Consider the following 26,527-nt stretch of genomic DNA (forward strand, 5'->3'; position numbering starts at 1 on the left):
GTCCCACTGCAGCATTCCTGAATGACCCCCGCTTCTGGCACCGCTGATACGAGCCAGAAGCCGCTGTGGCTGAAATCTGCGCCATTCTTATTCCTGCTCCTGTGGTCAGGCGGATTTCCCGTCATGAAGATCGGGATGGCCGACGCGGATCCCGTAACCCTCCTCGCCTGGCGGTACGGTCTGATCGTCCTGTTGCTGCTGCCGATCTTCGCCGTTTTGAGGCCTCCGCTTCCCGCGAGCGGGCGGCAATGGTTGCATTTGGTCGTCACCGGGCTTTTGCTGCAGGTGCTCTATTTCTGCTGTGCCTATATCAGCGTTTATATGGGCATGTCGCCGGGAGCGTTGGCGCTCATTCTATCGATGCAACCGATACTGGTGGGCTTTTTCGTTCCCTGGACATCTCAGGAGCGGGTCAACACACTTCACTGGCTGGGTTTGGCACTTGGGCTCGCGGGCGCGGCACTCGTCATCACGTCAAGGTCCGCGGTGGATGCCAGTTCCTATACAAGCCTCTTCGTCGCTTTTGGCGCCTTGATCTCCATTACTGCAGCGACACTCTATGAGAAGCGTTTCGGGGTGCAGCAGCACATCGTGACCGCCAATCTCGTTCAATATGCCGTCGGTTTCGTTTTCGTCCTGCCGCTTGCTTATATGCTCGAGGAAATGCGGTTCGACCTCACACCCTCGCTCGCGTGGGTCCTTTTCTATCTCGTGGTCGGCAACTCGATCGTTGCGATTTCCCTGCTCATGGTGCTCATCCGGCGTGGTGAAGCCGCGAAAGTCTCGGCTCTGTTCTTTCTTGTGCCGCCGGTGGCTGCGGCGTTGTCTTGGCTGGGCTTAGGCGAATCAATGCCGCTGATCGCATGGTTCGGCATGGGGATCGCCGCGACCGGTCTCGCTCTGGTCAGCAGCCCCAGGGCGCGGCACAAATCTCCAGCGAAGGGGCAAGCTGTATAGTCATTGCGGCACAGCATCGCGATATCCCGTTGTCCGCTGTGTGCCCACTCGCCCGGCGATTGATTTCACGACCTCGGCCTGACGTTTCAGCTCCTCATCGGACATTCCAGGGTAGCAGGGTAGGACGATAAGATCGGATAGTGCGCGCGCGGCAATCACCGGCTCGAGATCCGCCCTCCCCTCGGGGGCCGCCACGGCTTGGGACCGCGGCAGGTTGGCCCCATCGAATCCTTCCGCACGCAGGCCATCGATAAAGGCCCGCGGGTCATCCACGAGAATGGGAAACATCCAGTAGTCACAATACTGGTTGGCTCGACCCGGCTGCACAACGCTGTCGCCGAGATAGGCACTCAACCGCTCGCCTCGGTCTGCGCGTTCGCGCAGACTCTCCTCTTTAAACGTTCTGATCCGGCGAGCGACCAAAGCCAACATCGCTGTCGAAGGCTGAAACTGCAGATTCTTGCGCTTCTTGAGATTGGCGACATTTCTTACTTTGTCGCTTACGGCGTCCTCGTAATCGAGTCCGCGAGCATGAAAGAAGCGGTAGATCATCGCCATCACGGGCCGAGAGGTGACGATCTTCAGACCGGCAAACTGAGCGACTCGTTTGAGCTGAGCCGTGTTGGACTGGACCGTCCATGTTGCGTGAATCTTCCGCATACGGTCCCGCAGGGTCGTGTCCTTGACCCGGATCAGGGCACCGCCGAGGGCTGTAGCGGTCTTCAACGGTCCAAAGGAGAACATCGAGACATCCGCCTTAGGGTGGCCACCATAGGCTTGGCCCGCAAAGGCCTGGGCGCAGTCCTCAACGATCAGGAGGCCATGTTCACGCGCGAGATCGAAGATCGGATCGAGGTCCAGGTGGGTCCCGAAAAGATGCGCCACTACAAGAACCTTGGATTTTGGTGTGATGGCGCGCCTCAAACGCTCGACAGACGGTGCCATGTGGGCAATGTCAAGATCAACCGGAACGGCCGTCAGACCCTGCCAAGAGACAATCCGAACCATGCCCCGGACGTTCAGAGCGGAGAAGATGATCTCGTCACCCGGTGCCAGGCCCATTGCGCTCAGCAGCAGATCGAAACCTGACCGCACTGAATAGGTCGCAATCGTATCTTCGGCTGACCAATAGGTTTCCGCAGCGTGCCGAAGGTGGGTGCGGTCGCCGGGAAAAAGGCTGTAGAAAACCCCCGCAGCCAGATCACTCCAGGCAATCTTCAGTTGAGTGCGTGCCCACATCTGGTTAACATCCTGGCGAAAAGTCCGCTCGAATCCCCGGCACAAGTCGGAGAAACAGCCGTCGTGTGAAGTAGGAGCTTAGCGTTAGATAACAATGTCAAGCGTAAGTAACCCCGCCCGAGACAGTTTGTCCGAACGGTTGAAGCAGCAGCGGCGACGTTATGTAAAGCGCGCCGGCAAGACATTCATGCGGTTGCTCACGGATTTTTTTGGGCGGCAATCTGTTGTTGGCGATACGCCAGTCCTCGACACCAAACATTTCCCATTCCTGGCGTCCTTCTCAGAGAACTGGACGACCATCCGAGCAGAGATCGATGAGATCCTGAAGCATCGCGAGGCCGTTCCCGCCTTTCAAGAAGTCTCGCCTGACCAGAAGCGAATCGCCAAAGGCACGAATTGGCGCACCTTCATTCTCTTTGGATTCGGTGAGAAGCTTCAGAAAAACTGTTCAAAGGCGCCGGTCACCACGGCCCTCCTGGAACAGATCCCAAACCTGCAGACGGCGTGGTTTTCAATCCTGGCGCCCGGCTACCACATTCCAGCCCACCGTGGAGTCTCTAAAGGAATCCTTCGGGCACATCTCGGCCTGATCGTCCCCAAAGATGCGGCCCGGTGCCGGCTTCGCGTCGATGACCAGATTTGCATTTGGCGCGAGGGAGAGATCTTCGTGTTCGATGACACCTTCGAGCACGAGGTGTGGAACGATACCGAAGAAGAGCGCGTGATTCTGTTGTTCGACTTCGATCGCCCGATGCACTTCTGGGGCCGGGCGGTCAATGCCAGCTTCGTAAAGTTGTTGAAGCTCACCGCCTATTATCAGGAACCGCGGAAGAAGATGCAGAGTCTGGAGGACAGATTCGAGGCGGTTACCCGGCGTGCAGACGCCAATCTGGAGCGTCTGGGCGACGAAACCGGCGGCTAATTGGCACCGGCCTCACATCGACGTTGACTGTGGCGTGGCGCTCGTGGCTGGATGCGCCGCGAATATGTTAAACGTCCTCAAGATCTTTTTTACCGCCCGGGGCACAAGGCCGGGAATCATCCTGTTCTGCCTGATTCTGGCTGGAATGTCGGAAGCGGTCAGTCTTGGTGCCCTTTTGCCGACCATTTCCCAAATCGGCGGCGGCGCCAGCGAACATACATCCGCGCTAAACCGATTCGTCCTTGAGACATTGCTCAGCGCGGGAATTACGCCGACCCTCGGCAATCTGATCCTCGTCGTATCCGGTGCCCTCATCGTGAAGGCGGTTCTTTCCTTTGCCGCGCTCAGCTATGCAGGCATGTCGATCGCCGTCGTGCCGGCGAATTTGCGAACTCAGTTGCTGAACCAGCTCATGGAGGCGCGGTGGAGCTACTTCGTGAACCAGCGGATCGGCAGAATCGCTAACGCGATCAGCAATGACGCGACGCGAGCGGGGGATGCCTACTACGTCGCGGCGAAGTTCGTTTCGGCCATTGCTCAGTCGAGTGTCTATATCATCGTCTCGCTTCTCATTTCCTGGAAGCTCGCCCTCGCCGGCCTGGTCGTCGGTCTCATCTTGATGCTCTCCCTCAACGTCCTCGTACAGGTGTCGCGTCGGGCGGGATCTCGCCAGACAGATCGAACATCCGAGCTCGTCACCTATGTCTCGGACGCGTTCGCGAATATCAAACCTCTCAAGAGCATGAATCGGCAGGCTCCATTTTCGGCTCTGTTCGCGAGCAAGATCCGAAGTTTGCGGCGAGCACTCATAAAGAAGGTATTTGCGAAAAACGGCTTAACATACGGCGAGGAGGTGCTCACAGCGATCATGCTGGGCGCCAGCGTCTATCTCGCTGCGGACGTCTGGGAGATCCCGCTCGCCGAGCTGGTGGTGATGGGCATCCTGTTTTACCAAGTCATTTCGGTCACCGGAAAAATCCAGCAGTACTACCAGAACGCGGTCGAACTGGAGAGCGCCTATTGGCGGATCTACGAGCTCATCGACGAGACCGCCGAGCAGCGCGAACCCGACACTGGCACCGTGATCCCGACCTTGCGCCAGGCCGTTGTTTTCGACGATGTGAGCTTCTCCTATGGTGAGCGCCCCGTGGTGGAGCACGTGGATCTGAGCATCAATGCTGGAGAGATCACCGTCCTGCAGGGCCCCTCGGGAGCTGGAAAGACCACGCTGATGGACCTCCTTATTGGGCTCTATCATCCCAGCAGCGGCCGGGTCATGATCGATGGAGTTTCCATCCTAGACGTCAGGGTCAGTGCGTGGCGCAGCATGATCGGCTACGTCCCCCAGGAGATCAGCCTGCTGCACGGATCGATCTCGGACAACATCACCCTGGGCGACAAGAGTATAACCAGAGCCCAGATCATGCGCGCTTTGGAAAAAGCCGGCGCCGCAGACTTCATCGACGAGTTGCCCCACCATATCGACACGGTTGTTGGTGAGAGAGGCACGAAACTATCAGGCGGTCAGCGCCAGCGCATTGCTTTGGCCCGCGCCTTGGTGACCGATCCGAAGCTGCTGATCCTCGACGAGGTCACCAGCGCCCTCGATCCGGAGACGGAACTGGAGATCTGCAGAAACATCCAGATGCTTGGGGGCGAATATACCATTGCGGCGATCACGCACCGCCCCGCCTGGACGGCGATCGCCACCCGTTTATACCAGGTTTCCGCCGGACGGGTGATCTCGCTGCCGACCGCTCGGGTCGACACTGTTCCGGCCTAAACCAAGGCTATGGCAATTCAGATAGGCTGCGACGTCCTTGGAAAGTAAGCGCCTATGACAATCAAGATTCGTCCGGTCACTTCAAAACAGGACCTTGACCAGTTCATCCAGGTCGCACGCACCGCCAATCGTGACGATCCGAATTGGATTCAGCCCCTGGCGTTTGAAAGGCGCGAGGTTCTTTCTCCCGGTAAAAATCCCTATTTCGAGCATGCCAAGGCCCAGCTCTTTCTCGCTGTCAGGGATGGGACCCCAGTTGGGCGCATTTCCGCACAGGTGGACCAGCTGCATATCACCCATCATGCCGAACAGGCAGGACAGTTCGGTTTCCTTGAGGGCTTGGACGATCGCGAGATTTTCTCTTCCCTGATCGCGGCCGCAGAGGGCTTCCTGAAGGCCGAAGGGATGGAGATCGTCAGGGGCCCCTTCAGCTTTTCGGTAAATGAGGAAACCGGGTTGCTGGTCGACGGCTTCGATTCGCCTCCGCGGGTGATGATGGGACACAATCCCCCCTATTACGCAACCCATCTCGATGCCCTCGGCTATGTCAAAGCCAAGGACGTCATTGCCTATGATTACGACGCGCGAACGCCCATGCCGCGTTCCATGGAGGCTATGCTCGAAAAGGTTCGCCGCTCCGGAGATCTTGTGGTCCGAACATTGTCGAAGAAGCGATTGTTCGAGGATCTCGATATCATCATCGATATTTTCAATGATGCGTGGAGCGACAACTGGGGCTTCGTACCCATGACGCCGTCCGAAATCCAGCATATGGGCAATCAGCTGAAACTCCTTGTTGCCGAGGGCTACATTGCCATTGCGGAATATAAGGGCGTTCCCGCCGCCATGTCGGTCAGCCTGCCGGACGTCAATCGCTGGCTGCAGGGAATTGACGGTAAGCTGTTCCCCTTCAATTGGGCGCGTGTCCTCACTCGTGCCATGAGGGCACCAGAGGCCATCCGCATGCCATTGATGGGAGTAAGAAAGAAATATCAGAGCACGGCCGTGGGATCGGCCCTGGCGCTCGCGGTCATTGATGCAGTGCGCTCCTATCATTCTCAACGCGGCACCTATCGCGCCGAGTTATCCTGGATCCTGGAGGACAACGCTGCCATGCGCCGAATGATCGAGCTGTTGGGCGCAACGCCGTACAAGACCTATCGCATCTACGAGCGGAGCCTCGTTTGACCACCGAACCGCTATGGAAAGCTCTCGTGCTTGCCGCCGGCCGAGGGCCACATGACCCCATGGCCAAAGCCTATGATGTCTCGCACAAATGCGGCATCGAGATCGCAGGCATACCGATGCTGGTCCGAGTGCTGCAGGTACTCAGAAACTCTCCGCAGATTGGCGAGATCGTGATTTCGATCGACAGCCCGGAGATTGGCATCGACCTCGCGGAGCGGGCCCAGGTTGACGTCACCGTCATGCGTTCCTCCAGCAGCGCGCCGGCCTCGGTCATCGACGCCGCCGGGCAGATGACCTATCCGCTACTGGTGACGACTGCTGATCATCCCCTGCTCACTGTCGAGATGATCGACTATTTCATTACTCGCTCATCAGCTTCAGGGGCCGACCTCACAGCCGGGCTTGCCTCTGCAGAAACGATCATGACAGCCTATCCGAGCTCGAAGCGCACATTCCTGCACTTTGCCGGGGACCGAGTGTCCGGGTGCAACCTCTTTGCATTGATGACGCCGCGGGCCCTTGCAGGAATAGCGTTCTGGGACCACCTCGACAAAGTCAGGAAGCAGCCCGCGAAGCTCATCGGTGCGTTCGGATTGCGCCCGCTGCTGCTCTATCTCCTTGGCCGCCTCAGCCTGGCACGCGCCTTCGAGGAGGCGTCTCGCCGGCTATCGCTCATTGCCCGACCGGTGCTCATGCCATTCGCAGAAGCCGCGATCGATGTGGACAAACCCGCCGATAAGGAGCTGGTCGAAGACATTTTTGCCGGTCGGAGCCGACCCGCTACCACTCCGCTACAAGCTGCCGCGCCTGAGTGAGATCCACGGGGAAATCCACCTCGCACCACTTCACGTCGCCGACGGGGGCAACATGGACCTCCATCTGCTTTGCCAGTGTGCCAATCGCCGAGGGAAACCATTGCTTCAAGGCGGCGGCATCGCGCATCGCGCGCTCCAAAACCTGCCGATAGGCGCGCGCGCCGGCATTGCGAAAGATATAGATCCCGATTGCTTCGGCATCGACGGCTTCCAGGGGAAGGGTCTTGCCAATCTCCGTCAACCGCCCGCCGTCCAGCATGACCTTCATGTCATCGGCGTCATAGCGTTGCTTGTAATTGATTGCCGCGGTCACCGCATGTTCTGGTGCGGCAAGCAGCCGCTCCACCAAATCGGAGCGGAAGACGTTGTCTCCATTGACCTGAATGAAGTCCTCCTCCATCTCGGCACGCGCCATCCAGCAGCTCGCCAAATTATCGGCTACCGAATAGAAGGGATTGTAGACCGTGCGGATGGTCACCGACATGTCATTGGCCAACTCAGCGAGCGCTGTGTCCATTTGGTTGGCGGCATAGCCCGTGATGACCACGAACTCCGTGATACCGCAGGCGGCGAAAGCTTCGATCTGCCGAGCAATCAGGCGTTTCCCGCCAATATCGAGCAGGGCCTTCGGAATGTCCTCCGTGAGCGGCAAAAGCCGACTGCCCTGGCCCGCGCCAAGGATGAGAACTTTCACTGGGCTGCCTTTCTGCTAGAAGCTGAGACCAACTCGGCACTTCAGATCGCACCACACCGTTAACCTGTCAATGTTGTAAGCCAACTGTCATTGATGTTCACCCTCGCCCAAATCTCCGATCCACACCTGGCGCCCATCAAGTCGCTCAGGCTGAAGGACTTGGCCACCAAGCGCTTCTATGGCTATCAGTCTTGGGTTCGCCGTCGGCGCTTCATCCACAGGCGCGACGTTGTCGATCTCATGGTGGAGGACATTAAGCGCTTCAAAGTCGACCACATCGCGGTCACCGGCGATCTCGTCAACATCTCTATGAGAACAGAGTTCAAGGCCGCCGCCGAATGGCTCCGCAGCGTCGGCAGTGCCGAGGTTGTCAGCGTCATCCCAGGGAATCATGACGCCTATGTTCCCGTGAAATGGGAAAAGAGCCTCGGCCTGTGGCAGGACTACATGACGGGGGATATGTCCCCCGGCAAGGCGATGCTGGACAGCGAGGTTTTCCCCTATATACGGACGCGGCGGAATGTGGCGATCATCGGCTTGTCGACTGCCGTTCCCACACCTCCCCTGATCGCCTCTGGGCAGTTGGGCGCCAAGCAGTTGCATCGAATGGCCGAAATTCTGCCGATCCTCAAGGAGAAGGGCTTCTTCCGCGTGGTCCTCATCCATCATCCGCCACTTCCGGGAATGAACTCGCAGCGCAAGGCGCTGGCAGATGCGGCGCCGTTTCGCGATCTCCTGGAGCAGCATGGTGCGGAGCTCGTGCTGCATGGGCACAATCACGAGCATTCGCTCCGCCGGATTCCCGCTCGGGCCGGCTTCGTCCATGTGATTGGCATTCCTTCGGCTTCGGCCCTGGCTCGCAACGGCAAACCCGCAGCCGCTTGGTACAAGTACACTATTGGACGCGCCAACGGTGCTTGGCGCTGCAGCGTCACAATCCGCGGCTATAACGAGAAGAAGAAGCAATTTCAGGATGAGGATAGCTTCGACCTCGACCTCCATGGGGACGAGGTGAAACCCGGCCGTATTCTCATGCCCATCGCCACCTGAGGCATGGCTCCGCTGGCATTGTCGCCCGACAATAGGTATCTTGCCGGCGTCGTGGCGACATAGCCCTGCGCATGGCACGAGGAATGCGGTGAACGATACCCTGGAAAAATTTGGATATCCCGACACCCTGATCACGGCTTATGAGCATTGGTGCGTGTTGATGCGGCCCGCGCAGCCGACACTCGGTGCCTTGGTGCTTGTCCATAAAGGTCCCGAGACCGCATTTGGCGACATCCCCGCAAATGCTTTTGCTGAACTTGCGACGGCAACCGCAGAGATCGAGGCCAGTCTCAAGACCTTTCGGCCGTTCGAGCGGATCAACTATCTGATGCTCATGATGGTGGATCCTCACGTCCATTTCCACGTCCTGCCCCGTTATTCGACGGCGCAAGTTTTCGAAGGCGTTTCCTTCCCCGATGTCGGGTGGCCTGGGGTGCCGCAACTCGGTTCCGCGATCACGCCCGATGCGGATCTGCGTCAAGCGTTGATCAACGCGTTGAGGGCCCATTGGGTCAGGGAGGTGGCGAGCGACCGTTGATTACAGCGCTCGCTTGGCTCAACATAGATGTTCATCGCTTCACGATATATCCTGCGACAGATCGCAACCCCGCTTCTAGGGGCGATGGCTATCGGCCTGCTGGTGCTGCTTGCCGAGCGACTGGTGCGGCTCCTTGACTTCACTCTGGGAAAGAAGAACTCTTTCGCCATCGTCTTCGAGATGCTCGCCTATCTGGTGCCGCATTATCTTGGATTGGCCGTACCGGCCGCCCTGTTTCTCGGTCTCCTGTTCGGGTTCAACAAACTGTCGCGCAACAGCGAACTTGACGCATTCCTGGCATCGGGCGTCGGGCTGCATCAATTGGTGCGACCAGTCCTGATCCTGGCGACTATTCTCATGGTCGCCTCCTTTGCGATATTCGGGTGGCTGCAGCCGCATGCGCGCTATGCGTATCGTGCGGTCTTGTTCACCGTGAAGAATGTTGACATCTTCTACCTTGCCGAAGAAGGCGTGTTCATGCAGGCGGGGAAGCGAACCTTCATCCTGGACAAGCTGGAGCGCGGCACCAACAAGTTCGAGCGGATCTTCCTGTTTGAGGATATGGGGGCAAAGGGCAGTGAAACCGTCACGGCCCGGAGCGGCCAGCTGGTGGATGTCCCCGGGGAACCGCGTCCTGTGCTCCGCTTGCAGAATGGGCATCGACTCCGCGTCGAGGGCCAACCCGGGAAGGATCCCGCCAACCCCACGCCGCAGCAGGTGGTTGGCGACTTTCAGGTTGGGGAGACGCCGCTGGGAAGCGCCGCGGATCGGTTCTTCAGACCACGCGGTGAAGACGAGCGCGAATTGACCCTTGCGGAGCTGTTCAATCCGGCGACGGTCATACCGGCGGGGTCATCCAACGCAAAAATGCGGGCGGAACTTCATAAGCGGCTCGTCAATATCCTGTCCATCCCCATCCTGACCTTCCTAGCCGTGCCCTTCGCCCTAGGCCGGCGACGTGGCATGCGGGGCTATCGGTTCGGCGTCGCGCTGGTCATCCTCATCGCCTATCATGAAATCATCGAGCAGGGCGCCGTGATCGTTCAGGTGGACAAGGCATCGCCTTATCTGATGCTGTGGCTGCCGTTCGTCTTGCTCACGGTGTTCTCCGGTTACCGATATTACCGGGTCTGCTTCACCGTTCCGTCCGAGTGGCTCGAGCCGGTGATCGACCGCTTCAATGACTGGATTCGAGCCAACTTCCGACGACTCCGGCCGGCGAGGAGCCGATGATGCGGACTTTGGCATGGATGCTGACCCGGATGTTCACGCTCCGGTTCATGATGATCTTGATCGGCATCTCAGTGTTCGTTCTCACTCTGGATGTGATCACCTATGTTAATGACATCCTGGAGATCCCAGGCGCCACGATCTGGGCCGTTCCGCATTATGCGATGCTCCGTTTGCCGACCATCATGTCGAGCTTCATTGGCATAAGCGTGCTTTTGGCTGCGCTCCTTCTGCTCACGGAGATCAGCAATTCAAACGAGTTGGTGGCGATCTGGGGAGCCGGGGTCTCTCAAATGCGATTGATCGGCATGCTGACGCCCATTGCTCTCCTGATCGGTGCCTTCACCTTCGCCCTCAACAATTACGCGATCCCGAAGGCCGCGCCCATCCTGCATGACTGGGGCATTGGTGATTACGGAGAGAAGAAGCTTAAGGTGGGCGAAGGTGATCCAATCTGGATGCGATCGGGCCACGATATTCTTCGTGCGGTCGCAAGCAATCGACAGGCAACACAACTGTCGAACGTGATCATCTTCCGACGCGACCCTCAAGGCATTCTTCTGGAGCAAATCATGGCCGACAGCGCCATACTGGTGGATAGCCGCTGGGAGCTGCACAACGTCACCATGTATTATCAGGAGAACCTCCCCCCCAACCGCGTCGGTAGACTGATCTATAGCGGCCTGATGCGCCCTGCGGCAATGGGGACCCGATCGGGCGATCCAGAAGAGATGTCGTCCGGGGATCTCGAATATTTTATCGACAATAGCGGGTTCGGCATACGCCCAACTCAGGTTTACGAGACCTGGCTGATGAAGCGCTTTACTGGGATCATTACAGCACTGCTCATGATTGCCATCGCCATACCGCTTGCTGTCAGGTTCAAGCGCGGCGGAGGATTGGGGGTCATGTTCGCTATAGGTGTAGGGCTTGGATTTACATTCTTCATCCTGGACGGTTTGTCCGTCACGCTTGGTGAACTCGGGATGGTTCCGCCCTGGATGGCTGCGTGGATGCCGGCGCTGATCTTCGGCTCCATGGCTGGCATCATGATCAGCCGGGTGGAGTCGGTTTAGGTCCCTTTCCTCACGTCCCGAAGCGGGGTATGGAAGGACATCCTGAAATTAGAAGGCCGCAAGCTGCGCATGGTATCCTCTCCGCTTGCTTTAGACAGCTCCGCAGATCGCAAGCGGCCAGATATGCCACGGCAGGATCAGGGCAGCAGCCCTCTTCGTCAGACCCCGGTCCTGTGCTTCGTCGGTGATCCCGGGCCGCCCCTGTTCGGCCTTACGCTCACCGAGCGTCTCACACGCCAATTTGGGCGTGCTGGCATTACGGATATCGTCGTTGCCGACGCTCTGGGCGCCATTCGTCGGCCCGTCATCATGGTGCGTGCGGATGCGGTCATCGATCAGCCCCTCATACAGCTCCTCGTCCAACGTTGTGACTTCGTTCTTCTCGATGGCACGGACGACGCGGTGCCCCTCGCAGCCCATGTGAACGCCGAGCACGTGGCATCAGCTGCTTTTGTCCTCAGTCGCGGCAATCTGCATGCGTTGCCGGAGGCACTGGAGGCGGATGCGCCGGCTAACCTGCACATCGCCTTCTGGTCGGCGCTTCGGAAGCGGGAAACTCCGTATGCCATGCTGGTCGCTCCGGATAGCGCGCGGGCCGTCGAATGGCGCATGTTCATGGGGACGTATAAGGGGGCGACCGACATCGTCACAAAATTTGTCTGGCCACGGCCGGCTTATTGGGTGACCAGAGCGATCGCTCCATTCGACATCACGCCAAACATGGTCACGACCATCGCCGCAATGATGACGGTGGCAGCCTTCATGCTGTTCCTCGACGGCCAGTTCGCGTGGGGCCTTGCTGCAGCCTGGGCCATGACTTTTCTTGATACTGTGGACGGCAAACTTGCGCGTCTCACGATGACATCCTCCAAATGGGGCGACATCTTCGATCACGGCATTGACCTCATCCATCCGCCCTTCTGGTACATTGCGTGGGGATTTGGGTTGAGTGTGAGCGGGCATGCCTTGAGCGCACCCGCACTCACATGGACGTTGGTCCTCATCTTCGGCGGCTATGTCTTGCAGCGGATCATGGAGGGGATCGCGATCAAGGTGCTGAAGCTCGAGATCCACATTTGGCGCCCCATAGATACGCTCTTCAGGCAAGTGACCGCCCGACGTAACCCCAACCTCGTCCTTCTGACGGTCTCCGTGCTTTTCGGACGCCCCGACATCGGTCTCATTGCGGTGGCTGGCTGGACCATGATCTGTCTGGTCCTGCATGGTATCCAGCTTGTCCAAGCCCTGATTGCGCGCCGCAGTGGGCCCTTGACCTCTTGGATGCGCACTCCCGTCCCCGCCCGATGAGCGTCGGGCTCATCGTCAATCCAAAGGCGCGCCGCGCCAGCGCCAAGGGTCTGGCCTTGGCACATTTGGTCGCCGGCAAGCGCGATGTCCATGTGCGGGTCCTCGATTCATTTTCAGAACTCGACGCGGTCCTCCAGGATTTTTCCATCGGGCGGGTCGAAACGATTTTTGTCAGCTCCGGGGACGGCACAGTGCAGGCCATCCAGACTGCGCTTGGAGAGAGCTCCCCCTTTTCCGCTCTGCCCAGACTGGCATTGCTGCCGCATGGAACGACGAACATGAACGCCGCCGATGTCGGGCTCAATGGGCTCAGTCTCGAACGGATCGCTGCCTTGATGCAGGCGCCGGACCTGCTCAGACGCTGGCCGTCGATTCAAAAGAGGCATACGCTGCGGGTGGTTAATCCACGCCATCGGACACCGCAGCATGGTATGTTCTTCGGGACCGGTGCTCTCGCTCACGCGGCGTTGCAGACCCAGCGACAGCTCAATAACAGGGGAGTCGGCGGACACATCGCCCCCGCCGTTACGCTCATCCGTTCCATGTCGAAGCTCCTGTTCTCCAAACCCGCTCCGAATGACATCAGCAGAATCGATCGCCCCCATTCCCTCGACGTCTTCGGGGATGGCGAGCTCAAATGCTCCGGTGATCAGTTGTTGCTCCTGGCGACAACCCTTAGGAAGCTGGTGCTTGGATCGACGCCCTTCTGGGGCGGCAGGACGGCCCCTATCCGCACGACAGTCATCCCCTATCCGCCACCAAATATTTTACGCCACATCCTGCCGATCATGTATGGGAGCGAGGCGGCTGCCCGGCCAGAGGGATGCATCAGCTTCGGCTCCGCAGTGGTGGAGATCGAAACGCGCGCTCCATTCCTCATTGATGGAGAATTCTTCGACCCTCCATCCGAGGAACCGCTGAGGATCGAGACGGGCGTCGAATTCGAGTATCTCTGCCGGTAGCGAAAGGGCTCCAACTGTCCGAGGTTTAGGATCGAGGGTGATGACTTCCGCAAGGGCGACCGAACGACCGTCTGCGCTGTGCGAGCTGGTGAATGCCGCCGTTTCGCGGCCCGTGTCTCTGTCCATCCTGGCTCTGGGGGAGGCTGCACGCGCGCGCCATGGCGAAGGGGTTGAGGCAGTCCTTGCCTATGGTTCTTGCCTCCGAGGGATCGATCCGCGGGAGACCCTAGCCGATCTTTATGTCCTGACGTCGAGCTCCGCAGATGTCAGTCGCAGTGCGTTGAGCCGCCTTGGCTGTCGCCTGCTGCCTCCGAATGTCTATTACCTCGAGTTGCCGTTCGAGGGGCTGGAATTTCGAGCCAAATACGCGGTCCTGCCGCTCAGCCAATTCGAAGAGTGGGTCCAGCCCAAGACCGATAACCCCTATTTCTGGGCCCGGTTTTCCCAGCCCAGCGCGCTCCTCTGGACACGGGACGAGCCCGCGAGGGAGCGCGTCATCGCCGGCATCGCTTGCGCGATCACGACCATGGTGGGTGAAGCCCGGCGTCTCAGCCCCAGCGGTGATGCCCCCGCCGCTTGGGAAGCTGTGTTGCGGGAAACCTATGCAACAGAATTACGATCGGAAGGCGGAAGCCGGGGTCGCAGCATCATCGCTGCAGATAATGACTGGTATGAGCAGGTCTTCTCCGCCGCCGGAGCAAGCGCGCCGGCGAGAGGCGCAAACTGGGCCCGACGGCGGCGGCGGGGCAAACTTCTTGCGATGCTGCGCCTGCTCAAGGCAGCCTTCACGTTTCAAGGGGGTGCCGATTATCTCGCCTGGAAAATCGAGCGCCATTCCAGAGTGAAGGTCGACCTCAGTCCGTGGCAGCGGCGCCATCCGATCATCGCATCGCTTTGGCTTGTTCCGAAGCTCTATCGTCGCGGCGCCTTCCGCTAGTGTCAGGCGCCGACCGCGGCCAGTTGGGGCCGTGCGACCACTTCGGCGAACAAGGAAATTATGCGATCGATTTCCTCGCTGGTATGGGCGGCCGAGACGGAGCAGCGCAGCAGACAGATGCGGTTGGGCGTGCCCGGCGGCAGCGCGATGTTTACATAGACGCCCGCTTGCAGCAGGGCATGCCACATGGCGATGGTGGAGGGTTCGTCAGGCCCCTTCACCGCGATCACCGGGCTCACTTGGTCACAACCCAGCTCGAGACCCAGATCGAGAAAGCCTTGGTACAGACGCTCCGAGTTACGTCGAAGGCGCTCGCGCCGCTGGGGCTCGGCCCTCAATACGCGTACCGCAGCCGTCGCCGTCGCCACGCTCGAAGGCGAGGAGGAGGCTGTGAACATATAAGGTCTTGAAGCGTAGCGGATCATATCGAACATAGGATGATCGCCGGCACCGAACCCGCCGATCGCGCCGACGCTCTTGGAGAAGGTGCCCACCACCACATCGACATCCGATTCGACGCCCGCTTCTTCCTGAAGCCCACGGCCATTTTCGCCAAGAACGCCGAAGGAATGGGCTTCGTCGACCATCAGCGTGAAGTCGTGGCGATGCTTGACTTCGACGAACTCCTTCAGCGGCGCTCGATCGCCGAGCATGGAGTAGATTCCCTCCAGCACGACCAGCCGTCCACCCTTGCCGTTCTCATCGCGGTCGGCGCGCGCCAGACGCTTGTCCAGGTCGTCGGGGTCATTATGACGGAAGCGCACCAGCTTGGCGCCAGAGAGGGTGCAGCCATCATAAATTGATGAATGGCTATCGGCATCGAGGAAGACGGTGTCGTTGGGACCCGCTAGCCCTGCGATCATTCCGAGATTGGCCTGGTAGCCGGTGGTAAAGGCGATGCAATGCTTGCGATTCAGGAATTCCGCCAGCTCCTGCTCGAGTTCCCGATGGATCCCATACGAGCCATTGGCAATGCGCGATCCGGTTGTCCCCGTCCCAAATTCGTCGAGAGCGGCCTTGCCGGCCTCGATGCACTCCTTCTCGAAGGTGACGCCCATATAGTTGTTCGTGCCCGCAAGGATGGTCTCGCGGCCGTTGATCAAGGCGCGGGTGGGCGAGAGCATCCGTTCCATGGTAATGCCCACGGCGTTGTCGCCGGCTGTGAGCGTCATCATATGGCCGTAGCGCGCCGCAACATCGCGATGCTTGTCGAACAGATCCGCCATGTCAGGCGCCCTCTTCCAAACGCTGCTGCACAACCATCGTCAGATCATCCAAGGTTCGTGTCTCCGATAGAAGATTGAGCGGAATATCGATGTCGTACTCGTCTTCGATCTCCATCACGAAATCCATCACAGCCACCGAGTCGATCGCGAGATCATTAGCGATGTCCGTACTCGGCTCGATCTCCAAGCCTTTCGTATTGAACGGCTCGATCAGCTGGCAGAGCTTCGCAAAGATCTGCTCCTTTGTCTCGCTCATGGTGGCCGTCTCCGTGGTTGGCATCCTCTTTGGCACCGTCTTACCTCGCGTTACCTCTCAGGACAACCAACCCTCCGCTCGATACCAGGCGAGCGTCTCGGAGAAGCCCCTGGCAAAGGGGACGTTCGGCGACCACTCGGTCAATTCGTCCAGCAGATCGTTCCGACAGACCCAGTCACGGTGATAGAGCTCCGCGACCTTGCCCGGCGTCAGCATGGGAACGGCTCCCGTGAGGCCGCTCCAGAAGCCCAGTCCAGCAGTTGCCGTCGAGAGCAACGGGCGAGGAATGAAGAGACAGCGCCCTGACTTTTCCCCGGTTGCCGCCACCTTGAGATCTTCCCAGCTGTACCCACCGCGTCTTCCGTCATCTAGTTCGACGATGCGCCCGTCGATGGAGGCATCAGCAATCAGATGGTCTATCGCGGATACCAGATCGACCACATGGATCAGCGACACTCGCGCATCATGATGTCCCGGAATAAGCGACAGTCGCCGCCGCAGCTGATCCACCAGCGGCAGGGTGCCGCGGTCGCCAGGACCATAGACCGCAGGAGGCCGCAAGATCACCCAGCGAGGCTCCGAGATACCAACGAGTGCCTGCTCGCCCCTATGTTTGCTTGCGCCGTAACTCGACAAATTCGGCTCACGTGCGGCCAAGGACGACAACAAGATAATCCTTCGAACCCCCGCGCGACGCGCCCTTTCAACCAACAAAACCGTCGCGGTCGAGTTCACAGCATCATATTCTGCGGCAGTCCGCGCCGTGATCAGGCCGGCACAGTGAACGAGAATTTCAGCGCCCGCACAGAGTTCGTCCAAGGCATCGCGATCAGCGAGATCTCCCGACACCACATGCACATCTTCCGGGGGCGGGCGCTTCCCGCCGCGCATGAGGAGGCGAAGATCGTGACCCCCTTCGCTAAGGCGAGCGACAAGGTGGGAACCGACGAAACCGCTCCCGCCCGTAACGGCGATTGTCGCGGTCACCCCTTCCCTATCGCGCTCAGCACTGGCTTATCTCGCTTATTCCGCAGCGACCGCACGAACCGGAACCGACACCCGGCCCGTCACGAAATCAGTCCCGCGAGAGATCTCGGCGATCTCGCCGGTCAAGTATTTCAACTTGGCTCCTGCGCGGGACAGCTTGCCGGAGGACGTGAATGGCAGGCTGCGCGGCGGAACGAGGACGATGGCGCCATCAACACCGACCGTCGTGCGCACGATGCCGGCAACTTCACGACGAAGAGCCTCCTGACTCGTAGCGTCTTGGTGGCGGCATTGGACCAGGACGATGATCTCATCTTCCCCTGCGGGGCCTTCCACCGAGAAGGCCGCAACATCGTCGGACCGTAGAGAGGGAAGCTGTTCGACCGCCCATTCAATATCCTGGGGCCAGATATTCCGGCCATTATGCAGGATCAAATCCTTGCTTCGGCCCGTGATGACGATCTCGCCGTCCAGCCAGTAGCCCATATCGCCCGTGGACATCCAGCCATTGCGATCAATGACAGCGGCGGTTGCATCCTCGTTACGGAAATAACCACTCATCATGCTGCCGCCGCGCACGCGGATATGGCCAATCTGGCGCTCGCCTAGGATGATCCCCTCGTCGTCGCAGACCTCCACTTCGTAACCGGGAAGGGGCTTACCACATACGACGAAGGCGCGTGTCTGAACCGTGGCGCTGACATTCTGCGCATCGACCGGGACGGCGCGCCGCGACTGCTTATAGTGAGCGGTGTCGATCACATCCACACGGATCGGCACAGTGCAGTCGGAGATCGCGATCGCCAGAGTGGTCTCGGCCATCCCATAGCTCGGCGAGAAAGCGCGGGCATCGAAACCCGCCACTTCGAGCTTCTCGGCAAAGAATTCAAGAATATCGGAGCGGACCATATCGCCGCCAATTCCGGCAATTCTCCATGAGGACAGGTCGAGTTCGACCGCCTGACCATTGATCCGACGTGCCGCAAGATCATAGCCAAAGCTCGGACTGAACGAGATGGTGGAGCGGTTCTCCGACATCAGTTGCAGCCACAAAGCCGGACGGCGGGCGAAGGAGGGTGTCGCCAGATAATCGACAGTCACCTGGCTCGCCATGGGCGTCAGGCAGAAACCGACGAGGCCCATATCGTGGTAGAGCGGTAGCCAGGAGAAGGCTCGATCCGCCGAGGTGATCTGCATCCCATGCACCACAGTGGTGCGGATGTTGTTCATGATCGCAGCCTGGCTGATCAACACGCCTTTGGGATGCGACGTCGAGCCGGAGGAATATTGAATGTAAGCATCCTCGTGGGCCGCAAAGGGTTGCAATTCCCCTTCGAAGGGCGCCAAGGCCGCTAACTCGTTGTGGCTCAGGACGATCTCGGTGCCCGCGCGCTCGCCGGCCTCACGCAGATACGCCAGGAGGGGCTCCGGGGCGATCGCAGCCGTTGCCGCTGCGCTGTTCAGCATGCCCGTGACGCGGTCCACATAGGCATCCCGACCGCCAATATACATCGTGTAAGGCATTGGGCAGGGGATCAGGCCCGCATATTGGCAACCGTAAAAGACGCTCACGAAATCCGGCGTCGTCTCGGCTACAACCGCGACCCTATCGCCCCGCTTCAGTCCGAGAGACAGGAGACGGCGCGCGACAGCGATGGCGCGCTGACGGAGCCGGGAATAAGGAAGGGCATGTTCGATCTGGCCGCGCGGCGAGTAAAAGTTAAAGCCTGTCACCCCACGAGCCGCGTAATCGAGCGCATCCGCGAGGGTCGGGAACTCTCCCTTCTTCTGCGGAAGATCATGGTTCGAACGAGGCGTTGGTTTCGTCAGATCGCGCGTCTCGTTCGCGCCGTTCGCCAATTCCCCCACAAGTCCCCCATTCATCGTCACATCGTCTGCGATCTTCAGCACTGTCCGATTCCCGCCCAATGTGCGCCGCCATGGTCCCGTGCGGCATCCCAAACTCAAGACCCACAAGCTATTCGCATCACCACGCTATTTCCCAAGTTCCCGCACGCTTGTGTAGCGCCTGAGAGCCTTGCAGACTTAACCTTAAGGGAGTGCAAACAACCCGAAGCCCGTACCTTTAAAAACCCCGTATCCCATAGGTACCAAGCAGGGGAATCTTCACCAAATCAAAAGGTGTTTCAAAATGTTTCGGTTAGATGACCGGGCAATGAGAATTCGCTCACAAGTGAGCAAATCCGCCGATCACACTGAAAATCAACAGTAAAATTGCACCAGCAGCAAACCCACAAATCCACGAAGCAGCCAGCATGAGAGCAGAATAACGACCACCGTTCCTGAGCCGGTCGCGCTTCACCACCAGTTTTCGTTCGCGATCGACGATTCGGTGCGCCATGTATTCGGTCACACGTTCAACCATTGCAGCACGGTCGCGCGTCTCCAGCACTGTCTCGCGGCTGTCCTGAGTTTCCTGGATGAAGCGGAAGCTGCGCGGGTCCGGCTCCATGACAACATAGGCGGTGCCGTCAACCCACAGGCGCGGAGGTTCACCCTGCGTCACGGTCAGGTCAAAGAGAATGCGTGCTTCCGTATCCTGATCTGCAATCGCAACCAAATCGCCCTGCAGGTTGGCAAGTCGCAACTGCTTGGCATCCCGAATGTCGAAGATCGCATCCAGATGCTCTGCCTGCGCAAGACGCGCCTGACGGACCGCCGCATTCAGGCGCCTGTCCTCAGATAAAGGCTGCATGCCCGCCATCCCATGACCTATGCTTGTCAGAAGCCTGTTTCACTATCGCACCAATTTTGCCGAACCGCGACAGATGAACGGCTGACGATGACGACTGCCGCATATCGGACAATTGTTAAGAGATCCTCCTTGCAATTCAAATCGGCAAGAACAGATCAACAGCCTTATACGATGAAGCTCCAGGTGAAATTATGCACAGCGGATGATAAAGTCAGTATCCTCACGAAAATTTCCTCCGAGATCTGATTTTTGTTTTCCACATTGTTAAATACCCGCCTCGACTTTTGCTAAAATTTTCCTATCCTCCTGAACACTTGCACGAGTGATCTCAGCCCGTGAGGCGAGATCCGGGTGACCGGCGGGGGCTGGTTTCATGGCGGAAGACAGAAGACACGGCCCTTTCACGGGTGCCGTGATCCTATTCGGGCTGACTGGCGCCTTGACGCACCAAACTGTGCCGGCCCGTGCGGAAGAAATTACCGCAGCAGCGAAGGAGGACAAAATCGGGGAATACTATTCCTTAAGCGGCCTCGGCGGCAGCGGAACCGGTCTTTTTGCCTATCAAGGCATCATTGCGCTGCCCATGGGCAGCTATGGCGAGAGTGGACCCGTGTTCCGCGCCTGGGGAAAAACCTTTGCCTTCGAATACAAGACCGACCTCATCGATCCCGAGGTGGTGCTGCCCCCCGTTAAGGGCGTCGACATCTCAGCACAAGCCTATGGGATCGAGTTGGAGGCAGGCTACCAGTTCGCCCGAGAAGACTGGCGGCTCGCGCTGTTCATCGGCGGCTCTTACCGTTATTATAATCTCTCTCCTGATGATCCCCGCTCAAAGCTCGCCGGCCATCACTACGACATCAAGGTCGCCGTGGATGGGCAATTTGAACTGCCCGGCCAGTGGGGCGTGGGGTTCAATGGCAGCTATGTGACCGGGGTCGAGGAATACTGGGTACAGATGCGACCGCACTATCGGACCCAATCCTATACGGAATTCGGGGTCGATACGGCAGCCTTCGGCGGCGACGACTATAATTATGCTCGGGCCGGCCTGTATATGGCCGGGTTGGATCTCACTCAATGGGGGGCTGAAGCCACTTATTTAAGCGGTGAAGGCGGCGGCCAGATCGATCTCGACCTCAATACTCTCTCGGCTTACGGAGCAATCCATGTCGGGGTCAAGTTTTGAAGAACCTCACCTCATTGCTTCCAGTCCATTGCCGGCATCAGGCCTGCTGCCACAAGGCTTTCAGGGCCGCGATACCGGAGAGACCCTTCGAAAGCCAGTGAGAGGTTGGGCCTCAACTTGAGCACTTCGAGATAATGTCGATATTCCTTCGAGCCGAGCCAGTGCTCGCCATGGCTCACCGCCGCGACGGCGCGATCATGAAAGTCGGAGAGAAACTTGAAATGCAGTAGGCAACCACGGTCGGCCAAGAAATTCTGCTCATAGGGATAGGCAAGGTGAGCGTTGGGATACAACGTTTCAGATCCCCACCGCATGAGCGGTGTCTTGGCCAAAAGGCCATAGAACGGCCGGCCCGGGAGGGAAAAGACCCTCGCCCGTGGACCGCCGAGATAGTCCACGCATTTCCGTCGGGCACAGGGATCGCGAAGGGCAGTTTCGTCGCGGCGATAGAAGCCATCGAAAAGCGGGCACGTATCGATCAAGCGGCCGCCTGCCGCCAGGTGGGTCGTCGCCAAGGGCTGGTCGCCGTACATATCCAACATCAAAGCCGGCAGTGCGGTTGACCCCTTCTTCTCCAACCGCTCGGCAAGCCGCATCAGATCGAACTCTCCGCAGCGGTCATACACAAGCAGTTCATCGATGTCGGCAACCAGATACCAGCGCCCGAGCCCGGTCGACTGGATACACCACATCACCCAGTCGGTGCCGAAGGCCGAGCCAGCATAGCTGCCATGTGCCGTGTACAATTCCACGTCCGGTTCAGCCAATGCCAGCTCGCGGCTGCCATCGCGAGAGAGATTATCGATCAGGATAAATCGGTCGACGCCGAGCTCACGGTAGTGGCGCAAGAAGTCTGGCAGACGGATCGACTCGTCGCGCATGCAGGCCACAACAATAATGGCGTGGGCCGAGGCGGGAGGCAGACGCCGGACCGCAACGAGCTCCGATCCAGCGCGCCGGATGGCAAGCCGCTTCGCCCTTCTATGCCAATGCGCAACCGGCCAGGTGTAACGAGCAGCGAGCTTGATACGCTTGACCATCGACCTCGGCCGCCGGACCAAGGGGGCCGGTCCTAACTCCGCGTCGACCATGCAACACTCCCTCCATGCAAACAGCACAGAGGTACACCAAGTCATTTTTCCCGCAAAGAGAGCATTTTGTCGAAAAGCACGCTAAAGCCGCATTCTTTGGGTTCAAGATGCCTGCTGGGGTGACAGGTTGAGCCGGATATGCAGCTCGCGCAATTGCTTCGGCGTCGCCTCGGAGGGAGCGCCCATAAGCAGGTCCTCTGCCTTCTGGTTCATGGGGAAGACCACAACCTCACGCAAATTCTCTTCACCACAGAGCAGCATCACCATGCGGTCGATGCCGGGAGCGATGCCACCGTGGGGCGGGGCACCATATTGGAGCGCTCGCAGCATTCCGCCGAACTTCGATTCCAACACTGACTGATCATAGCCGGCGATTTCGAAGGCCCTGCGCATGATCTCCGGCTTGTGATTCCGGATAGCCCCGGAAGAAAGTTCGATTCCATTGCAGACCACGTCATATTGGTAGGCGTTGATGGTGAGGGGATCCTTCGTCTCCAGCGCCTCAAGCTCGCCCTGCGGCATTGAGAAAGGATTGTGGGAGAAATCCACCCGCTTCTCCTCGTCATTCCATTCGAACATCGGAAAATCGACGATCCAACAGAAGGCAAAACGGTCCTCGTCAACGAGCCCAAGGTCACGGGCCACCTTGTTGCGCGCAAGGCCCGCAAAGGCGGCAAAGGTCTTCGGCTTACCGGCGACGAAGAAGGCCGCATCGCCTGCAGCGAGGCCGAGCTGCGAGGCTATGGCGGCGGTGCGCTCGGGTCCGATATTCTTCGCTACCGGTCCTGCTCCACCCTCCTCCTCATCACGCCAGAAGATGTATCCGAGGCCGGGCTGTCCCTCTCCTTGGGCCCAGGCGTTCATACGGTCGCAAAACGCGCGGCTACCACCACTCTTAGCCGGAATCGCCCAGATCTCCGTCTCCTTGTCGGCGGCAATCATGTTGGCGAAGACCTTGAAGCCTGAGCCCGCGAATTGCTCCGTCACCGATTGCATCTCAATGGGGTTCCGCAAGTCCGGCTTGTCAGATCCGTATTTCCGGATCGCCTCAGCATAGGGGATGCGCGGGAAGACCTCCGTCACTGGCCTGCCGTCCCCAAATTCCACGAAGAGCTCCCGCAGAACCGGCTCGACTGCCTGAAACACATCCTCCTGGGTGACGAAGCTCATCTCGATATCGAGCTGATAGAACTCTCCCGGGCTACGGTCGGCCCGGGCATCCTCATCACGGAAGCATGGTGCGATCTGAAAATAGCGGTCGAAACCCGCAATCATCAACAACTGCTTGAACTGCTGAGGGGCCTGGGGCAGTGCATAAAACTTCCCCGGATGAAGCCTCGACGGGACCAGGAAATCGCGCGCTCCCTCTGGGCTCGACGCCGTCAGGATCGGCGTTTGGAATTCGGCGAAGCCGCCGTCGTTCATGCGTTTGCGGATCCAGGATATGATCTGCCCGCGACGCACGATGTTGCGGTGCAGCCGCTCGCGCCGCAAATCAAGGAAGCGGTATCGGAGGCGCGTCTCCTCAGGATATTCTGCATCGCCAAAGACCGGCAAGGGCAAGTCGTCCGCCTTCGACAAGACTTCTATGGCATTGGCAAAGACCTCAACCGCTCCGGTGGCAATCGCGGCATTCTTTGTCTCGCCCGGGCGCTCGCGGACGACGCCGTCAACGCGAATGACCCATTCGGCACGCAACGTCTCGGCCTGGGCAAAGGCCGGGGAATCCGGATCGGCCACGATCTGGGTGATGCCGTAATGGTCGCGAAGGTCGATAAACAGGAGGCCGCCGTGGTCGCGAATGCGATGAACCCAGCCGGAGAGACGGGCCTCGGCGCCGATATCGGTCTGACGAAGAGCGCCGCAAGTGTGGCTTCGGTAAAGGTGCATAATTGGGTCCGTCTAGCAAAACCTCGGCAGGCGGATGAGGCCCACTTCCCGGGCAAAAGGCCATGTTCGGCGCGGAAAAGGGCATGCCCCCCTGGCTTTGTCAAGGCGGATGAACCTCGTGCTTCTGGCTGGCCATTCCGTGTAAAAGCTTGAACAGACGACAGACTCGCCGCATCTTACACAAACTCATGGAAATCATCTCAACAACAGAACAACTGAACGCCGTCTGCGCTGACTTGGCGACCGACGCGTTCGTCACGGTTGACACCGAGTTCATGCGCGAGACCACGTTCTGGCCTCAGCTCTGTCTCATCCAGATCGCCGGCGCTGAGAGAGCGGTCATTATCGATCCGCTGGCCCCTGGTCTCGACCTGGCGCCGTTCTTCAACCTGATGAACGATGCTAAGATATTGAAGGTATTTCATGCTGCTCGGCAGGACATCGAGATCGTCGTCCACCGCGCCGGGATCGTGCCGCATCCTGTCTTTGACACACAGGTTGCTGCCATGGTCTGCGGCTTCGGCGAACAGGTAGGCTACGAAAGCATCGTTCGCAAACTTGCGGGCGCAACCATCGATAAGAGCTCTCGGTTCACCGATTGGAGCCGCCGCCCGCTGACCGACAAGCAGCTCCGTTACGCGCTGGCGGACGTCACCCACCTGAGGCAGGTTTACAGTCGGCTTAAGACCGAGCTCGACAAATCGGGCCGCGAATCCTGGCTTGAAGAGGAAATGGCGACTCTCACTTCGCCGGATACTTATAGAACAGATCCGAAGGAAGCCTGGCGCCGCCTGAAATTCCGCGCACGTGACAAGAAATCCCTGGCGGTCTTTATCGAGGTTGCAGCGTGGCGCGAACGCGAGGCACAGGAGCGAAACGTGCCCCGCAGCCGTATCCTCAAAGACGACGTCTTGGCGGAGATCGCCGTCCATGCTCCGAAAAGCAGCGAGGACCTTAAGATGCTGCGCGCCGTGCCGCGCGGTTTCTCGGATAGCAAGATGGGCGCCGAGGTGGTGTCAGCCGTCGCCCGAGGGCTGAAGGCCGACCTCTCGCTTATGCCCCGACTCGAGGATGTGCCTTTCCGCGAGAATGGCGGTGCTCTGGGCGATATCCTGCGCTTGGCGCTAAAGGTCATCTCGCAATCGGAGGGCGTCGCTCCAAAGCTGATCGCGTCCAGCAGCGACCTTGATGCCATCGCAGCCAATGACGACGCCGATGTCCCCGCCCTGCACGGCTGGCGTCGAGACCTGTTCGGAAATGTCGCCCTCGGCATCAAGCGCGGACAGTTGAGCATCGTCTATGAGGCGGGAGAGGTTCGAATCATCGGTCGCAATCGCGCTACCGCACGCCGCGCGCTGGAAACCGCCACCACGACTCCCTAGGGGGCCCGTCAGTCCGTTAGCTTTGCGTGAGGAGCGGGTTTCTTGAGCCATATGGACACCAGCGGCATAGCGAGGCTCATCATCAGGAATCGGAATATCTGGTGGACGCCCACATAGGCAGGGTCAGCGCCCAATGCAAAGGCCATGATCGTCATGGCGTCCAGCCCGCCGGGTGCGAAGGCGAGAAGCGTATCGGGATAGGGTAAATCCGCCATCCAAGATACCGTCACCGCTCCTGCCACGGCTATCCCCGAGGCCAGAAGACATCCTTTGATGCCGGCACCTGCGGACTCGACCAGCATCTTCGGATGGATCCCGGAGAAACGGGCGCCAATATAGGCACCGAGGAGGACGTAAGTCGGGATCATGATCCAAGATGGCAGGCTCCCTTCGACCACCCCTCCGAGGTGCAACGCAATATTACTCGCCGCTGCGCCAAGGAGCATGCCCGCGGGAACTCGCAACTTCTGAAAAAGAAAACCTCCAGCGGCGCCCACAGCAAAGACTATGACGAGGTCGCGCACAGAGTGGACCGGTGCGGGCATTTTCGCACCGCCGGAGGATTGCAGGCCCAATGCAGTCACTGCAACAGGGAGAAGTGCAACCAGAAAGGCGAGACGTACGCATTGAACGATGGTGACCTTGAGAACATCAGCCTTGTATTCGACGGCAAAGATAACGACCGTGCTGAGGGCGCCGGGCACCGATGCGAAGAAACAGGTCCGACGATCCCAGCCATAGGCCCAGCGATAATAGAATTGCAGCACCAGGGTCACAGCACACATGGTCACGGTAAGGATTGCGAGACTCGCCGGCCAGGTCTTCATCAGGGACAGGGTATGCCAGTCCACGCTGGATCCGATCGAAAGGCCCAGTATGATAAACACTGCAGTGCCGGCAGCCTTGGGTACATAGGCGCGGATGCCTGCTAGGCACAGCACCATCGTTGCCAGCATAGAGCCCCCCAGCCAGGGGGATGGAAGTCCGATAATGTAGAAGCCAGCGCCGCCCATTGTTGCAGCGGCGAATGTCAAGACGATCAGGGCAGCTCTTGTCTTGAACCAGGGCTTCGATCGGGCGTTACCCACAGGACT

24 protein-coding genes are annotated in these 26,527 nt (G+C 59.2%); 14 read left to right on the forward strand and 10 right to left on the reverse strand.

Annotated features, from left to right (window positions below; all coding sequences use genetic code 11):
• Positions 1-21 precede the first annotated feature (21 nt).
• Entirely contained in the window at positions 22-957 is a 936-nt protein-coding gene (locus FKM97_RS10290) for a DMT family transporter (RefSeq protein WP_144292335.1), read from the forward strand.
• On the opposite strand, the gene FKM97_RS10295 is transcribed toward FKM97_RS10290, so the two are convergent.
• Complete coding sequence (locus FKM97_RS10295) at positions 958-2,196, reverse strand: aminotransferase class V-fold PLP-dependent enzyme (protein WP_144292336.1); 1,239 nt, start codon at positions 2,194-2,196, stop codon at positions 958-960.
• A 127-nt stretch (positions 2,197-2,323) separates the two neighbouring features.
• Here FKM97_RS10295 and FKM97_RS10300 point away from each other — a divergent pair, with 127 nt between their 5' ends.
• The 4 genes from FKM97_RS10300 (at position 2,324) to FKM97_RS10315 (ending at position 6,904) form a co-directional block, all read left to right on the forward strand.
• Positions 2,324-3,118: an aspartyl/asparaginyl beta-hydroxylase domain-containing protein gene (locus FKM97_RS10300; protein ID WP_170240850.1), complete on the forward strand. Its 795-nt coding sequence runs from the start codon at positions 2,324-2,326 to the stop codon at positions 3,116-3,118.
• Positions 3,119-3,182: 64 nt separating this feature from the next.
• A complete protein-coding gene (locus FKM97_RS10305) occupies positions 3,183-4,901 on the forward strand; it encodes an ABC transporter ATP-binding protein (RefSeq protein WP_144292338.1) in 1,719 nt (572 codons plus the stop codon).
• Between the two features lie 54 nt (positions 4,902-4,955).
• Positions 4,956-6,089: a hypothetical protein gene (locus FKM97_RS10310; RefSeq protein WP_144292339.1), complete on the forward strand. Its 1,134-nt coding sequence runs from the start codon at positions 4,956-4,958 to the stop codon at positions 6,087-6,089.
• Positions 6,086-6,904 (forward strand): nucleotidyltransferase family protein, encoded by an 819-nt coding sequence (locus FKM97_RS10315; RefSeq protein ID WP_144292340.1) that lies wholly within the window; start codon positions 6,086-6,088, stop codon positions 6,902-6,904. The genes FKM97_RS10310 and FKM97_RS10315 overlap by 4 nt, the downstream gene beginning before the upstream one ends.
• Here the strand turns inward: FKM97_RS10315 and FKM97_RS10320 are convergent.
• A complete protein-coding gene (locus tag FKM97_RS10320) occupies positions 6,870-7,598 on the reverse strand; it encodes a phosphocholine cytidylyltransferase family protein (protein ID WP_144292341.1) in 729 nt (242 codons plus the stop codon). The two genes, FKM97_RS10315 and FKM97_RS10320, sit on opposite strands and share 35 nt — an antisense overlap.
• Positions 7,599-7,691: 93 nt before the next feature.
• Here FKM97_RS10320 and FKM97_RS10325 point away from each other — a divergent pair, with 93 nt between their 5' ends.
• The 7 genes from FKM97_RS10325 (at position 7,692) to FKM97_RS10355 (ending at position 14,699) form a co-directional block, all read left to right on the forward strand.
• On the forward strand, positions 7,692-8,648 hold the full coding sequence (locus FKM97_RS10325; RefSeq protein WP_144292342.1) for a metallophosphoesterase family protein: 957 nt from the start codon (positions 7,692-7,694) through the stop codon (positions 8,646-8,648).
• Between the two features lie 88 nt (positions 8,649-8,736).
• Positions 8,737-9,186, forward strand: coding sequence for an HIT family protein (locus FKM97_RS10330; RefSeq protein ID WP_144292343.1), 450 nt, complete (start codon positions 8,737-8,739; stop codon positions 9,184-9,186).
• Between the two features lie 27 nt (positions 9,187-9,213).
• The gene (locus FKM97_RS10335) at positions 9,214-10,419 is read left to right on the forward strand and encodes an LptF/LptG family permease (protein WP_144292344.1); all 1,206 of its coding nucleotides are present in this window, start codon (positions 9,214-9,216) and stop codon (positions 10,417-10,419) included.
• Complete coding sequence (locus FKM97_RS10340; RefSeq protein WP_144292345.1) at positions 10,416-11,492, forward strand: LptF/LptG family permease; 1,077 nt, start codon at positions 10,416-10,418, stop codon at positions 11,490-11,492. Before FKM97_RS10335 ends, FKM97_RS10340 begins: the two co-directional genes overlap by 4 nt.
• Positions 11,493-11,615: 123 nt before the next feature.
• Positions 11,616-12,800 (forward strand): CDP-alcohol phosphatidyltransferase family protein, encoded by a 1,185-nt coding sequence (locus tag FKM97_RS10345; protein WP_144292346.1) that lies wholly within the window; start codon positions 11,616-11,618, stop codon positions 12,798-12,800.
• Entirely contained in the window at positions 12,797-13,762 is a 966-nt protein-coding gene (locus FKM97_RS10350) for a diacylglycerol kinase family protein (protein ID WP_144292347.1), read from the forward strand. Before FKM97_RS10345 ends, FKM97_RS10350 begins: the two co-directional genes overlap by 4 nt.
• A gap of 40 nt (positions 13,763-13,802) precedes the next feature.
• Positions 13,803-14,699, forward strand: a complete 897-nt coding sequence (locus FKM97_RS10355; protein ID WP_144292348.1) for a hypothetical protein — start codon at positions 13,803-13,805, stop codon at positions 14,697-14,699.
• Positions 14,700-14,701: 2 nt separating this feature from the next.
• Here FKM97_RS10355 and spt read toward each other — a convergent pair whose 3' ends face one another.
• The 5 genes from spt to FKM97_RS10380 all read right to left on the reverse strand — a co-directional run bounded on the left by spt (position 14,702) and on the right by FKM97_RS10380 (position 19,884).
• A complete protein-coding gene (gene spt / locus FKM97_RS10360; protein ID WP_144292349.1) occupies positions 14,702-15,925 on the reverse strand; it encodes a serine palmitoyltransferase in 1,224 nt (407 codons plus the stop codon).
• Between the two features lies 1 nt (position 15,926).
• Entirely contained in the window at positions 15,927-16,181 is a 255-nt protein-coding gene (locus tag FKM97_RS10365; RefSeq protein ID WP_205014884.1) for an acyl carrier protein, read from the reverse strand.
• A gap of 57 nt (positions 16,182-16,238) precedes the next feature.
• Complete coding sequence (locus FKM97_RS10370) at positions 16,239-17,168, reverse strand: NAD-dependent epimerase/dehydratase family protein (protein WP_144292351.1); 930 nt, start codon at positions 17,166-17,168, stop codon at positions 16,239-16,241.
• A 36-nt stretch (positions 17,169-17,204) separates the two neighbouring features.
• Positions 17,205-19,079 (reverse strand): fatty acyl-AMP ligase, encoded by a 1,875-nt coding sequence (locus tag FKM97_RS10375; protein ID WP_205014886.1) that lies wholly within the window; start codon positions 19,077-19,079, stop codon positions 17,205-17,207.
• A gap of 277 nt (positions 19,080-19,356) precedes the next feature.
• Positions 19,357-19,884 carry a hypothetical protein gene (locus tag FKM97_RS10380; protein ID WP_144292352.1) on the reverse strand — a complete coding sequence of 176 codons (528 nt, stop codon included), beginning with the start codon at positions 19,882-19,884 and terminating at the stop codon, positions 19,357-19,359.
• Positions 19,885-20,257: 373 nt separating this feature from the next.
• Here FKM97_RS10380 and bcsS point away from each other — a divergent pair, with 373 nt between their 5' ends.
• Positions 20,258-21,070 (forward strand): cellulose biosynthesis protein BcsS, encoded by an 813-nt coding sequence (gene bcsS / locus FKM97_RS10385; protein ID WP_144292353.1) that lies wholly within the window; start codon positions 20,258-20,260, stop codon positions 21,068-21,070.
• Between the two features lie 11 nt (positions 21,071-21,081).
• Here bcsS and FKM97_RS10390 read toward each other — a convergent pair whose 3' ends face one another.
• Both FKM97_RS10390 and aspS read right to left on the reverse strand, forming a co-directional pair.
• Positions 21,082-22,161: a glycosyltransferase family 2 protein gene (locus tag FKM97_RS10390; RefSeq protein ID WP_205014888.1), complete on the reverse strand. Its 1,080-nt coding sequence runs from the start codon at positions 22,159-22,161 to the stop codon at positions 21,082-21,084.
• Positions 22,162-22,263: 102 nt separating this feature from the next.
• On the reverse strand, positions 22,264-24,051 hold the full coding sequence (gene aspS / locus FKM97_RS10395; protein WP_144292355.1) for an aspartate--tRNA ligase: 1,788 nt from the start codon (positions 24,049-24,051) through the stop codon (positions 22,264-22,266).
• A gap of 188 nt (positions 24,052-24,239) precedes the next feature.
• Here aspS and rnd point away from each other — a divergent pair, with 188 nt between their 5' ends.
• Complete coding sequence (gene rnd / locus FKM97_RS10400; protein ID WP_144292356.1) at positions 24,240-25,433, forward strand: ribonuclease D; 1,194 nt, start codon at positions 24,240-24,242, stop codon at positions 25,431-25,433.
• Between the two features lie 8 nt (positions 25,434-25,441).
• Here rnd and FKM97_RS10405 read toward each other — a convergent pair whose 3' ends face one another.
• Positions 25,442-26,521: an AbrB family transcriptional regulator gene (locus FKM97_RS10405; protein ID WP_144292357.1), complete on the reverse strand. Its 1,080-nt coding sequence runs from the start codon at positions 26,519-26,521 to the stop codon at positions 25,442-25,444.
• Between the last annotated feature and the right edge of the window lie 6 nt (positions 26,522-26,527).

Source organism: Rhodoligotrophos appendicifer, assembly GCF_007474605.1.
GTDB classification, from domain to species: Bacteria; Pseudomonadota; Alphaproteobacteria; order Rhizobiales; family Im1; genus Rhodoligotrophos; species Rhodoligotrophos appendicifer.